A 12,523-nucleotide genomic window follows, 5' to 3' on the forward strand; every position below is an offset into this window, starting at 1 on the left:
CGCCGGTTCAGAACAGGACGCTCATGAACGCACCGGTCTCGCGGAAGCCGACGCGGTGGTAGGCGGCGCGGGCGGGGGTGTTGTAGTCGTTGACGTACAGGCTGACGACGGGGGCGATGTCGGCGAGGGCGTACTGGAGGACGGCGGCCATGCCGGTCTCGGAGAGGCCCTTGCCCCGGTGCTCGGGGGCGACCCAGACCCCCTGGATCTGGCACGCCTGGCGGGTGGCGGCGCCGATCTCGGCCTTGAAGACGACCTTGCCGTCCTCGATGCGGGCGAAGGAGCGGCCCGCGGCGACCAGTTCGGCGACCCGGGCCTGGTAGAGGAGTCCGCCGTCGCCGGCCATCGGGGAGACGCCGACCTCCTCGGTGAACATGGCGACGCAGGCGGGCATGATCGCGTCCATCTCGTCCTTGCGGACGCGGCGGACGAGGGGGTCGGGGGCGACGGTCGCGGAGGGTTCCTCGGCGACCATGAGCGGCTGGTGGGCGCGGACGTCGCGGGCGGGGCCCCAGGCGGGTTCGAGGAGGCGCCAGAGTTCGCCGGTGGGTCCGGCCGGGCCGACGATCGAGGAGCAGCGGCGGCCGATCCGGCGGGCCCGGTCGGCGAAGGCGCGGACGGCCTCGGGGGTGGCGCAGACCGGGACGAGGTTGGCGCCGGCGTAGCAGAGCGAGGCGAGCCGGCCCTCGGTGTACCAGCCCCACATCTCGCCGCCCAGGCGCCAGGGGTCGAGGCCGGCGATCCGGACGCGGGCGGTGACGAAGGCGTTCTCGACCGGGGCGCTCTCCAGGACGGCGAGTGCGGCGCCGAGGTCGGCGGGTTCGAGGACCCGGGTGGTGGTCTGTGTCAACACGAGGGGGCCTCACCGTGCGGGTTCTGCTGGTCCTGGCACTGTACCCCGCCCTTTTCCGGCTCGGCTCGCCTCAGGGACGCTTCCCGCCGGGCTCACGGCCCCGGCCGGGCCCGCCCCGCTCGTCCCGCACGGGGCTCCGTGCGCTCGGGGCCGTTCCTCCGGCGCGCCCCTGCGGCCCGCTCGCCGGGCGGACGCGCGGAACCCCTCCGTCCCGGGGGGCGGAGGGGTTCCGCGGTGGTTCCGGGGGGTCAGCCGGCGATGGCGACGGTCGGCTCGCCGCTGGCGATGCCGTCCTTCTCCATCTGCTCGGCGATCTTGAGGGCCTCCTCGATGAGGGTCTCGACGATCTTCGACTCGGGGACGGTCTTGATGACCTCGCCCTTGACGAAGATCTGGCCCTTGCCGTTGCCGGAGGCGACGCCGAGGTCGGCCTCGCGGGCCTCGCCGGGGCCGTTGACGACGCAGCCCATGACGGCGACGCGGAGCGGGACGGTCATGCCGTCGAGGCCGGCGGTGACCTCCTCGGCGAGCTTGTAGACGTCGACCTGGGCGCGGCCGCAGGACGGGCAGGAGACGATCTCCAGGCGGCGCTGGCGCAGGTTGAGCGACTCCAGGATCTGGATGCCGACCTTGATCTCCTCCGCCGGCGGGGCGGAGAGGGAGACGCGGATGGTGTCGCCGATGCCCTGGGAGAGGAGCGCGCCGAAGGCGACGGCGGACTTGATGGTGCCCTGGAAGGCGGGGCCGGCCTCGGTGACGCCGAGGTGCAGCGGGTAGTCGCACTGGGCGGCGAGCTGGCGGTAGGCCTCGACCATGACGACCGGGTCGTTGTGCTTGACCGAGATCTTGATGTCGCGGAAGCCGTGCTCCTCGAAGAGGGACGCCTCCCAGAGGGCGGACTCGACGAGCGCCTCGGGGGTGGCCTTGCCGTACTTCTTGAGCAGGCGGGCGTCGAGGGAGCCGGCGTTGACGCCGATGCGGATCGGGACGCGCGCGTCGCCGGCCGCCTTGGCGATCTCCTTGACCTTGTCGTCGAACTGCTTGATGTTGCCGGGGTTGACGCGGACCGCGGCGCAGCCGGCGTCGATCGCGGCGAAGACGTACTTCGGCTGGAAGTGGATGTCGGCGATCACCGGGATCTGCGACTTCCGGGCGATCACGGAGAGCGCGTCGGCGTCGTCCTGGGTCGGGCAGGCCACCCGGACGATCTGGCAGCCGGAGGCGGTCAGCTCGGCGATCTGCTGGAGGGTGGCGCCGATGTCGGAGGTGCGGGTCGTCGTCATGGACTGCACCGAGACGGGTGCGTCACCGCCGACGGCCACGCTGCCGACCTGGATCTGCCGGCTCTTGCGGCGTTCGGCGAGCCGGGTCGGGACGGTGGGCATACCGAGAGAAATCGCGGTCATCTGTAGTGCAACCTCTAAGGTCGTGCGTCGGCGGGCTCAGGCTTCCGAGGTTACCGCCCCGGGGGCGGGGGGCCGGACACGGCGGTGTACGGCCCCCCTGGGAGCTACGTCAGCTTCACCGGGTTGACGATGTCGGCGGCGAGGACGAGCAGTGTGAAACAGACGAAGACGCCGGCGACCACGTAGGCGGCGGGCATCAGTTTGGCCACGTCGAACGGGCCGGGGTCGGGGCGCCGGAAGAGCCGGGCCGTGTGGCGGCGGACGGACTCCCACAGGGCGCCCGCGATGTGGCCGCCGTCGAGCGGCAGCAGCGGGAGCATGTTGAAGAGGAACAGGGAGACGTTGAAGTACACCAGCAGGTTCATGAACATGACCAGGATGCGTTCCGGCGGCAGGTCCAGGTTCATGAGCTCGCCGGTGATGCGGGCGGCGCCGACGACCCCGACGGGCGAGTCCTCGGCGCGCTCCCCGTCGCCGAAGGTGGCGTCCCAGAGGCCGGGGATCTTGCCGGGGAGGGCGACGACCGAGTGGAGGCCGTTCTCCATGAGCTCGCCCATGCGGTCGGTGGTCTCGCCGAAGCTGAGCGGCGCGACCTCCGTCTTGGAGGCGAAGCCGAGGTAGCCGGCCTTCTCGTAGGCGAGCGGGCGGGCGACCTGGCCGTTCTCGTCCTTCTTCAGGACCTGGTTGGCGACGAGCGTCGCGTGCAGGTCGAGGCGCTGCCCGCCCCGCTCGACGGTGACGGTGGCCGGGCCGACGGTCTTGCGGATGTGGTCCGAGAGGGTGTCCCAGTCGGAGACCGGGGTGCCGTTGAAGGCGACGATCGTGTCGCCGTCCCGCAGCCCCGCCTGGTGGGCCGGGGAGACCGGGTCGCCCGCGGCGCAGGTGTCCCGCTCGGCGCTCTGCTCGATGACGCACTTCTGGACGCCGGCGACCTTGGTGGTCTGGCCCTCGATGCCGAGGGTCATCAGCGAGCCGTAGAAGAGCCCGAGGGCGAGGACCAGGTTCATGAAGGGTCCGGCGAACATGACGATGACGCGCTTCCACGGCTTGCGCGTGTAGAAGAGCCGCGTCTCGTCGCCGGGCTTCAGCTCCTCGTACGACGCCTCGCGGGCGTCCTCGATCATGGAGCGCCAGGGCGAGGTGGAGCGGGCCTCGATCTTGCCGTCGGCGCCCGGCGGGAACATGCCGATCATGCGGATGTAGCCGCCGGCCGGGATGGCCTTGATGCCGTACTCGGTCTCGCCGCGCTTCTTCGACCAGATCGTGGGGCCGAAGCCGACCATGTACTGCGGCACGCGGATGCCGAAGAGCTTGGCCGTGGAGAGGTGGCCCAGCTCGTGCCAGGCGATGGAGACGAGCAGCCCGAGGGCGAACAGGACGACGCCGAGGATCGTCAGGAGCACTTCCGTCATGCGCGCGCCTCCGCGGTTGCCTTCGCTGCGAGCTCTCGGGCCCGGGCCCGCGCCCAGGTCTCCGCTTCCAGGACGTCCGGCACCGTCAGGGAGGTTCCCCCGCTGGGCCGACCGTGTTCGGTGACGACCGCCGTGACGGTGTCCATGATGCCGTTGAAGGGCAGCCGGCCGGCGAGGAACGCCTCGACGCACTCCTCGTTGGCGGCGTTGAAGACGGCGGGGGCGGTGCCGCCGAGCTCGCCGACGTGCCGGGCGAGGTTCACCGACGGGAACGCCTCGTCGTCCAGCGGGAAGAACTCCCAGGTGGAGGCGGTGGACCAGTCGAAGGCGGGGGCCGCGTCGGGGATCCGCTCGGGCCAGCCGATGCCGATGGCGATGGGGCCGCGCATGTCCGGCGGGGTGGCCTGGGCGAGCGTGGAGCCGTCGGTGAACTCGACCATGGAGTGCACGTACGACTGGGGGTGGACGACGACCTCGATGCGGTCGAAGGGGATGTCGTAGAGGAGGTGCGCCTCGATGACCTCCAGGCCCTTGTTGACCAGGGTCGCGCTGTTGACCGTGATGACCGGGCCCATCGCCCAGGTCGGGTGGGCGAGCGCGTCCTCGCGCGTGACCCGCTCCAGGTCGGCGCGGGTGCGGCCGCGGAAGGGTCCGCCGGAGGCGGTGACGACCAGCTTGCGGACGTCGGCGCGGGTGCCGGCGGCGAGCGCCTGGAAGAGGGCGGCGTGCTCGGAGTCGACCGGGATGATCTGACCGGGCTGGGCGAGCGCCTTGACCAGGGGGCCGCCGACGATCAGCGACTCCTTGTTGGCGAGGGCGAGCGTCCGGCCGGCCTCCAGGGCGGCGAGGGTCGGCGCGAGGCCGATGGAGCCGGTGATGCCGTTGAGCACGGTGTGGCACGGGGAGGCGGCGAGCTGGGTGGCGGCGTCGGGCCCGGCCAGGATCTCCGGCAGCGGTCCGCCGTTCCCGGCTCCGCTCGCGCGGGAGGACTCCCATCGCGCCTTCAGGGCCGTACGCAGCTCCTCGACGGCCTCCTCGCGGGCCACGGCGACCTGCGCGACCCCGAGGCGGTGCGCCTGCTCGGCCAGCAGGTCGATCCGGCTTCCGGAGGCGGCCAGGGCGGTGACCCGGAAGCGGTCGGGGTGGCGCAGCACCAGATCGATGGCCTGGGTGCCGATGGATCCCGTCGAGCCGAGGACGACGATGTCCCGGCGTCCTTCGGTGGTGTCGAAGGCGATGTGCGGGTCGGCGAGAGGTGAGGGGCGGTCGCTCATGCCCCCCATTCTGGCCTCAAACGCTGTGCGCTCTTCACGCGGTACGGGCGATCGGGCCGAATCCGCCGAACACGCGGTGGAAGTCGGGGAAGGTCTTCTTCACGCAGCCGGGGTCGTCGAAGGTGATGCCGGGGGTCCTGAGGGCGGTGACCGCGAAGGACATGACGATCCGGTGGTCGCCGTGGGTGGCGATCTCGGCGGGGCCCGCGGGGGTGCCGGGGTGGATCTCGATCCAGTCGGGTCCGGTCTCGACGGTGACGCCGAGGCGGCGGAGGTTCTCGGCGCAGGCGTCGAGCCGGTCGCACTCCTTGACCCGGGTGTTGGCGACGTCCTCGATGCGGACCGGCCCGTCGGCGAAGGGGGCGAGCGCGGCGAGCGTCGGCATGGTGTCCGAGATGTCCCGCATGTTGACGGTGAGGCCGCGCAGGGTGCCGGTGGAGCGGACGCTGGTGGCGTCGGGCGTCACCTCGACCTCGGCGCCCATCCGGCGCAGCACGTCGACGAAGGCGAGGTCGCCCTGGAGGGCGCCGGTGCCGAGGCCGGGGACGGTGACGGCGCGGCCGGGTTCCAGGGCGGCCGCGGCGAAGAAGTAGCTGGCGGTGGAGGCGTCGGGCTCGATCGGGTAGCGCGCCGCCCGGTAGCCGGTGGGGGCGACCCGGTAGGTGCGGCCCTCGCGGGTGACCTCGGCCCCGAAGGACCGCATCATCGCCAGGGTGATCTCGACGTACGGCTCCGAGACGAGGTCGGTGACGGTGATGTCGAGGCCCTCGGCGGTGAGCGGGCCGAGCATCAGCAGGGCCGTCAGGTACTGGGAGGACTGCCCGGCGTCGAGGGTGAGCGCGCCGCCCTTGACCCCGGCGGCGTGCACGGCGAGGGGGTGGTGGCCGTCGCGCTCCCCGTGGCGCAGGTCGACGCCCAGCTCGCGCAGGGCGGTGGAGAGCGGGCCGAGCGGGCGGCGGCGCATCTGGGCGGAGGCGTCGAAGCGGAAGGTGCCGCGGCCGGCGGCGGCGAGGGTGGGCAGGAAGCGGGCGGTGGTGGCGCCGTCGCGGCAGTACACGTCGGCGTCGGTGGTCCCGGGTCCGGCGGGGCGGCCCTCGATGTGCCAGGCGCCGGGCTCCCGCCGGACGGAGTAGCCGAGGGCGCCGAGCCCCTCGGCGAAGCCCTCGGTGTCGTCGGAGACGAGCGGGCGCAGGAGGGTGGTGGTGCCCTCCGCGGCGGCCGCGAGGAAGAGGGCGCGGGCGGTGACGGACTTGGAGCCGGGGATGTCGATGACGGTCACGCCGCCCATCCTGCCGCGCCGGGCGGGACGCCCGTCGCGGTGTTCCGCTCCGTGGACGGGCGGAGGGGCGGGGAGGGGGTCGCGGGCACGGCCGGGGTGAGGCGGAGCCGGGGAGGGCGGGGGCCCGGGGAGGGCGGGGGCCCAGGGAGGGCGGGAGCCGGGGGCGTACGGAGCCGGGCACGGGCCGGGCAGGGGCGCGGGCCGGGGGCGGGCGCGGGCCGGGGTGAGGCGCCGCCGGGCAGGGGTTGCGGGGCCGGCGGGGGGCGCGGGCCGGGGCGTACGAAAGGCGGTCCGAGCCCCCGCACAGTGGGCTCGGACCGCCTGGTCTCGTGGTGCGGCGCGTCCTACAGGGCGAGGCCCGTCAGGACGAGCACGCGCTCGTAGGTGTAGTCGTCCATGGCGTACGCGACGCCCTCGCGGCCGACGCCGGAACGCTTGGCACCGCCGTACGGCATCTGGTCGGCGCGGTACGAGGGGACGTCGCCGACGATCACGCCGCCGACCTCCAGCGCGCGGTGGGCGCGGAAGGCGGTCTGCAGGTCGTGGGTGAAGACGCCGGCCTGGAGGCCGAAGTCCGAGTCGTTGACCGCGGCGAAGGCCTCGGCCTCGCCGTCGACCTTGGCGACCGTGAGGACCGGGCCGAAGACCTCGGCGCGGGCCAGGGTGACGTCGGCCGGGAGGTCGGTGAGGACGGTCGGGGCGTAGGTGGCGCCCTCGCGCTTGCCGCCGGCGAGGAGCTTGGCGCCGGCCGCCACGGCCTCGTCCACCCAGGACTCGACGCGCCGCGCGGCGGCCTCGTCGACGAGCGGGCCGACGTCGGTGGCGTCGTCCGCCGGGTCGCCGGTGACCTGGGCCTCGACGGCCGCGACGATCTTCGGGAGCAGGCGGTCGTAGACCGTGGCGTCGGCGATCACGCGCTGCACGGAGATGCAGGACTGGCCGCCCTGGTAGTTGGAGAAGGTCGCGATGCGGCTCGCGGCCCAGTCCAGGTCGGCCTCGGAGGACCAGTCCGGGAGGACGACGGCGGCGGCGTTGCCGCCCAGCTCCAGGGTGCAGTGCTTGTGCGGCACGGACTCGGCGATGGCGTAGCCGACCTTGTCCGAGCCGGTGAAGGAGATGACCGGGAGGCGCTCGTCCTGGACGAGGGCGGGCATCCGGTCGTTCGGCACGGTGAGGATCGACCAGGAGCCGGCCGGCAGGTCGGTCTCGGCCAGGATCTCGCCCAGGATGAGGGAGGAGATCGGGGTGGACGGGGCCGGCTTGAGGATGATCGGGGCGCCGACGGCGATGGCCGGGGCGACCTTGTGGGCGCTGAGGTTCAGCGGGAAGTTGAAGGGCGCGATGCCGAGGACGACGCCCTTGGGGACGCGGCGGGTGAGGGCGAGGCGGCCCGCGCCGCCGGCCTCGGTGTCCAGGCGCTGGGCCTCGCCGGCGTTCCAGCGGCGGGCCTCCTCGGCGGCGAAACGGAAGACGGAGACGGCACGGCCGACCTCGCCGCGGGCCCACTTGATGGGCTTGCCGTTCTCGGCGGAGATGACCTGGGCGATCTCCTCGGTGCGCTCGGCGAGCCGCTTCGACACGTGGTCGAGGGCGGCGGCACGGACGTGCGCCGGGGTGGCGGCGAACTCGTCGACGACCGCGTGGGCGGCGGCGACGGCCTCCTCGACCTGGGCCTCGGTGGGCACGGCGACCTTGCCGACCAGACGTCCGTCGTACGAGTTCGTGACGTCGAAGGTGGTGTCGCCGGTGGCCTCGTGGCCGGCGACCCAGAAGGCGTGGGTGGTCGTCATTGTGCGTCCCGGCCCTTTCCGTTTCGGGGTGCGAGCGGTTGCTCTCCAGACACGTTAGGGCCGGGACCGGCGCATGGCGTTTGTCCGCGGTGGAGTGATGGGCGTGGCGGTCTGTCCGCTTCGGCCGAAGAGTCGGGGCGGACTCGGGGCGGGCTCGGCGGGCTAGGGGCAGGCTCGGCCCCGACTCGGCCCGGACTCCCGGCGGCTGGGTCGCGCCGCTCAGCGCTCCTCGTACGCGGTGAAGGGGCGGGAGCCGCCGACCCTGGCGGTGATCAGGCGCCCCTCGTGCGCGAAGAGGTCCCGGATCTCGCCGGAGGAGGAGGCGACGGAGTCGGGGAAGGTGCGCATGTCGCGCTCCTCGCCGGTGTCGGCGTCGAGGACGAGCAGCCCGTCCTCGCCCTTGCTCGCGTACAGGTCGACCACGGCGGTGACCCGGCCGTCGGCGACGCGCAGCCCAAGAACGTCCTCCAGGTTCCCGAGCTCGGCGTGCCACAGGCGCCGTCCGCTGCGGAGGTCGAAGGCCGTGACCGTCTCGTGGTCGTAGGCCTCGACCGCGTACAGCCGCCCGTACGCGATCCGCGTCTGGGCCGGCAGGGCGGTGGAGACGCGGCCGATGCCGTCGGTGCCGGGGGCGATACGGCCCTGGCGGCTTCCGTCGTCGCCGAAGGAGAGGACCGTCGGGTGGCCGGTCATGTCGAGGCCGTCCACGCTCACCACGGCGGGCTCGGCGGAGAGGAAGGCGGGCGCGTGGGTGATCCGGTCGACGGCCCGGCGCTCGTCGAGCGCGCTGGTCCAGCGGTGCCGGCCGTCGGCCGGGTCGAAGGCGGCGAGCCGGACGTCGTCGCCCCCGCAGGCGACGAGCGCGAGGACCTGGCGCTTCCCGGCGGCGACGCCGTGCGGGAAGCAGTCCTTCGGCATGGCGGCCGTCCAGCGGGGCTTGCCGGTGCGCAGGTCGAGGGCGCGCACGGCACGGTCGGGACGGACGAAGCCGGGCTGCCCGTCGGCCCAGCCCTGGCCCCAGTACGCGTACTCGTCGCGGACGAGGGCGAGTCCGCCACCGACGGCGACGACGTCCCTCTCGTCCTCGATCTCGCCGGTCTCCGGGGTTCGGGCGGCTCGCCACAGCGCCCGTCCGTCCGCGAGGTCGAGGGCGACGACCGTGGCGCAGCCCCGTCCCGCCCCGATCGACTCCGCGCTGTCGGCGCCGCGCGTGCCCAGGGCGATCAGGGCGACGCCGTCCTCGGTTGCGCGGCTGACCGAGCAGATCGCGGCGCCCGCGGGCGCCGCGTACCGCCAGCGTTCCGCCCCGGAGCGGGCGTCGAAGCCGGTGACGCCGTCGGAGCGGCTGCTGACGACGGTGTCCCCGGTGGCCCAGGCGCCGTTGCCCGAGTCGGAACCGGTGGTCTCGCGTCCGGTGGTCCACACCTCGCGCAGGGAATCGCCGGGGAGGTAGCCCTCGCCGGCGAGGACGCCGGCCGTGATCCCGCCGCAGCCGGCGAGGAGGGCGAGACCGATGCCGACGCCGACGGCGTACCGGACGGGGCGGGAGGCGGGTCGCGGAGCCCGGCCTCCCGAGGTCCTCCCGCTCCGCGCGTCCCGCGCCGCTCTGCCGTTCCTCGTCCCCGTCGCCGCCATCCGGATCCCCACCCCTGTCGTCATGCTCACGACCCGTCGTTACGAGGGATCAGGGTAGGGCCAGGACGATCTTCGGCGGTCATCCCCTCCGCTCGGTGGTGACGATCAGGCAGACGGCGGCGACGACGATCCCGCCGCCGAGGAGGATCGGCCAGGTCAGGGCCTCGTCGAGGATCAGCGCGCCGAGCAGGACGGCGACGACCGGATTGACGTACGCGTACGTGGCGGCGAGCGAGACCGGGGCGGACTGGAGGAGCCAGGCGTACGCGGTGAAGGCGATCAGCGACCCGAAGACGACCAGATAGGCGAGGGCGGCCCAGGAGCTGCCGGAGACGGCGCCGGGGTCGAAGCCGCGGTGCTCGCCGCGTACCAGGCCGACGACGATGCCGCCGACGCCGCCGGCCAGCATCTCGTAGACGCTCGCGGTGAAGGGGTTGGCGGGCAGGGGAAGGCGGGCGGAGGAGACCGTGCCGAGCGACCAGAGCAGGGCGGCGAGGACGACGGCGAGGACGCCGCCGATGCCGACCTCGCCGCTGAGCCCGGGGAGGGTGAGGACGGCGAGGCCGGCCATCCCGAGCAGGACGCCGCCGTACGCGCCGCGCCCGGGGCGCTCTCCGGCGGCGCGGCGCAGCAGCACGACCCAGACGGGGACGGCGGCGACGAGGAGGGCGGCGAGACCCGAGGGGATGCTGGTCTCGGCGAGGTTGACGAGGCCGTTGCCGCCGAGGATCAGGAGCAGGCCGACGAGTGCGGCGGAGCCGAGCCGGCGCCGGTCCACCTTGAGCGCGGCGGGGCCGTGGCGCCAGGCCACGATCACGGCGAGGAGGAGTCCGGCGACGATGAAGCGGGAGCCCGAGGCGAGGAAGGGCGGGACGGTCTCGACGACGAACCGGATGCCGAGGTAGGTGGATCCCCAGACGACGTACACGATGGCGAGGGCGGCCCAGACGGCACCGCTGATGCGCCGGCCGGGCGGGCCGGGCTTCCCCGGGAGGGTGATCGCGGACGGGGGCGCCGGGGGTGCCGGGCGTGCGGAGGGGGCGGCGGGATCGGGACCGGGATCGACGGCAGGACTTGTCATGACCAGGAGATTAGGGATTCCGGTCGCGCCCGGCCAGGAATTCTGCCCGCCTCCGGGCAGGAACGGCCGCTATTTCTCGCCCTCGCCCGTGGTCTTGAGGGCCAGCCAGAGCTCCATGCGGACGTCCGGGTCGTCGAGCGAGCGGCCGAGGATCTCCTCGACGCGCCGCATCCGGTACCGCAGGGTGTGCCGGTGCACGCCCAGGTCCGCGGCGGCCGCGTCCCACTGGCCGTGCCGGGAGAGCCAGGCGCGCAGCGACGCCACCAGATCGCCGCGGCCGGTCGCGTCGTGCTCGCGCAGCGCCCGGAGCATGCCGTCGGCGAAGGCCCGTACGGCGTCGTCGGCGAGGAGCGGCAGGACGGAGCCGGCCGCCAGGTCCTCGTGCTCGACGAGGGCGCGGCCGCGGCGGCGGGCCACCGAGAGCGCCTGCTCGGCCTGCTTGTACGCGACGGCGGCGGTGACCGGCCCGGCGGCGGCGGACAGCCCGACGACGACCCCCGTCTCCTCGGCCTCGCGCTCGGCGTACGCGGCGCAGGCGGCGACGACCGCGCCGGAGTCGCCGGCGAGGACGACGAGCCGGTCGTCGCCCTCCGGGACCGTGAGCACGGCCTCGCCGGCGCGGGCGGCGGCGGCCTCCAGGGACTCGGCGAGGACCGGCAGCGGGGGCTCGGCGGGTGCCTGCTCGCCGCCGGCGGACTCGGCGACGAGGAGCCGGAAGGGGGCGTCGAGGAGGCCGCCGTAGACGTCTCCGGCGACGGTGCGGGCGTGCTCGGACTGTCCGGCGAGCATCATCCGCAGCACGGCGGCGCCCAGCCGGTGCTCGGCGGCCTGGAGGGAGCGGGACCGCTCGGTGGTGAGGGTGAGGAGGGCGATCGCCGAGTGGACGGCGTACCGCTCCGCGGTGCCGAGGGGCGCGCCGGTGCCGACGGCGAGGGCGCCGCGGACCCGGCGGCCGGTGCCGAGCGACTGGAGCTCGACCCGGTCGTCGGTGCCGCCGACGACGGCGCTCGCGGGGGCGGGCCGCTCGCGCAGCCGCTCGACGTCAGGGGTGAGCCGGGCGGCGCGGCGGGCGGCCCAGTCGGGCGAGGCGGCGACGACGGTGCCGGCGGCGTCGTAGAGCGCGGCCCAGCCGTCGACGTGGGCGGCGAGCCGGGCGACGACGGCGTCGGGCCCCTCGGCGAGCGCGGCCCGGGTCAGCTCGCGCTGCGCCTCGAAACCGGCGGTCACGGCCCGGTACTGGTCGGCGGCGATGGCGGCGGAGACGGCCTTGCTGATGGCGAGGAACGGGGTGCGGCGCGGCACCTCGAGCAGCGGCAGGTGCTCGGCCCGGGCGGCTTCGAGGAGGGCGCCGGGGATCTCGTCGTGGTTCACCCCGACGGCGAACCCGAGCCCGACCACCCCCGCCCCGAGCAGCCGCCGCACGTACCGGCGCATCGCCTCGGCGTCCTCGGCGTCGAGCGTCAGGGCGGTGGTCAGCAGCAGCTCCCCGCCCTCCATGTACGGCACGGGATCGGCCAGCTCACTGACGTGCGCCCACCGTACGGGCGTGTCGAGCCGGTCCTCCCCGGCCCGGACCACGAGCCGGAGGGAGGAGTGCTGGACGAGCGAGGCGAGGGTGGGCGGCATCGGGAACCGGCGGACCTTTGAGCGGACCGAACACGGACGAACCGCACCCGGCGACGGGGACGCCGCTGGGGAGGGCGGCGCACCCGATTGTGCCAGGGCCGCCGACCGGCCGCGCGGGCCCGCGCGGGCGGTCGGGCGGCTCGGGCGGGCGGCCTGGCCCCTCGGAC

At 74.4% G+C, this 12,523-nt stretch carries 9 protein-coding genes; all 9 read right to left on the minus strand.

Annotated elements, in window-relative coordinates:
* Positions 1-7: 7 nt before the first annotated feature.
* The 9 genes from ACF1BN_RS16605 to ACF1BN_RS16645 all read right to left on the minus strand — a co-directional run bounded on the left by ACF1BN_RS16605 (position 8) and on the right by ACF1BN_RS16645 (position 12,356).
* Complete coding sequence (locus tag ACF1BN_RS16605) at positions 8-853, minus strand: GNAT family N-acetyltransferase (RefSeq protein WP_392332345.1); 846 nt, start codon at positions 851-853, stop codon at positions 8-10.
* A gap of 248 nt (positions 854-1,101) precedes the next feature.
* Positions 1,102-2,259 (minus strand): flavodoxin-dependent (E)-4-hydroxy-3-methylbut-2-enyl-diphosphate synthase, encoded by a 1,158-nt coding sequence (ispG, locus tag ACF1BN_RS16610; protein ID WP_392332346.1) that lies wholly within the window; start codon positions 2,257-2,259, stop codon positions 1,102-1,104.
* 104 nt (positions 2,260-2,363) lie between these two features.
* Positions 2,364-3,671, minus strand: a complete 1,308-nt coding sequence (locus ACF1BN_RS16615; protein WP_392332347.1) for a M50 family metallopeptidase — start codon at positions 3,669-3,671, stop codon at positions 2,364-2,366.
* Entirely contained in the window at positions 3,668-4,945 is a 1,278-nt protein-coding gene (gene dxr / locus ACF1BN_RS16620; RefSeq protein ID WP_392332348.1) for a 1-deoxy-D-xylulose-5-phosphate reductoisomerase, read from the minus strand. Before dxr ends, ACF1BN_RS16615 begins: the two co-directional genes overlap by 4 nt.
* A gap of 34 nt (positions 4,946-4,979) precedes the next feature.
* Positions 4,980-6,224, minus strand: a complete 1,245-nt coding sequence (aroA, locus tag ACF1BN_RS16625) for a 3-phosphoshikimate 1-carboxyvinyltransferase (RefSeq protein ID WP_392332349.1) — start codon at positions 6,222-6,224, stop codon at positions 4,980-4,982.
* Positions 6,225-6,568: 344 nt separating this feature from the next.
* Positions 6,569-8,014, minus strand: a complete 1,446-nt coding sequence (locus ACF1BN_RS16630) for an aldehyde dehydrogenase family protein (protein ID WP_392332350.1) — start codon at positions 8,012-8,014, stop codon at positions 6,569-6,571.
* A gap of 219 nt (positions 8,015-8,233) precedes the next feature.
* The gene (locus tag ACF1BN_RS16635) at positions 8,234-9,673 is read right to left on the minus strand and encodes a PQQ-binding-like beta-propeller repeat protein (protein WP_392332591.1); all 1,440 of its coding nucleotides are present in this window, start codon (positions 9,671-9,673) and stop codon (positions 8,234-8,236) included.
* Positions 9,674-9,728: 55 nt separating this feature from the next.
* Positions 9,729-10,730 (minus strand): EamA family transporter, encoded by a 1,002-nt coding sequence (locus ACF1BN_RS16640; protein ID WP_392332351.1) that lies wholly within the window; start codon positions 10,728-10,730, stop codon positions 9,729-9,731.
* Positions 10,731-10,799: 69 nt separating this feature from the next.
* Entirely contained in the window at positions 10,800-12,356 is a 1,557-nt protein-coding gene (locus ACF1BN_RS16645) for a PucR family transcriptional regulator (protein ID WP_392332352.1), read from the minus strand.
* Positions 12,357-12,523 lie beyond the last annotated feature (167 nt).

The organism is Streptomyces sp. NPDC014861 (assembly GCF_043081625.1).
Lineage (GTDB): Bacteria > Actinomycetota > Actinomycetes > Streptomycetales > Streptomycetaceae > Streptomyces.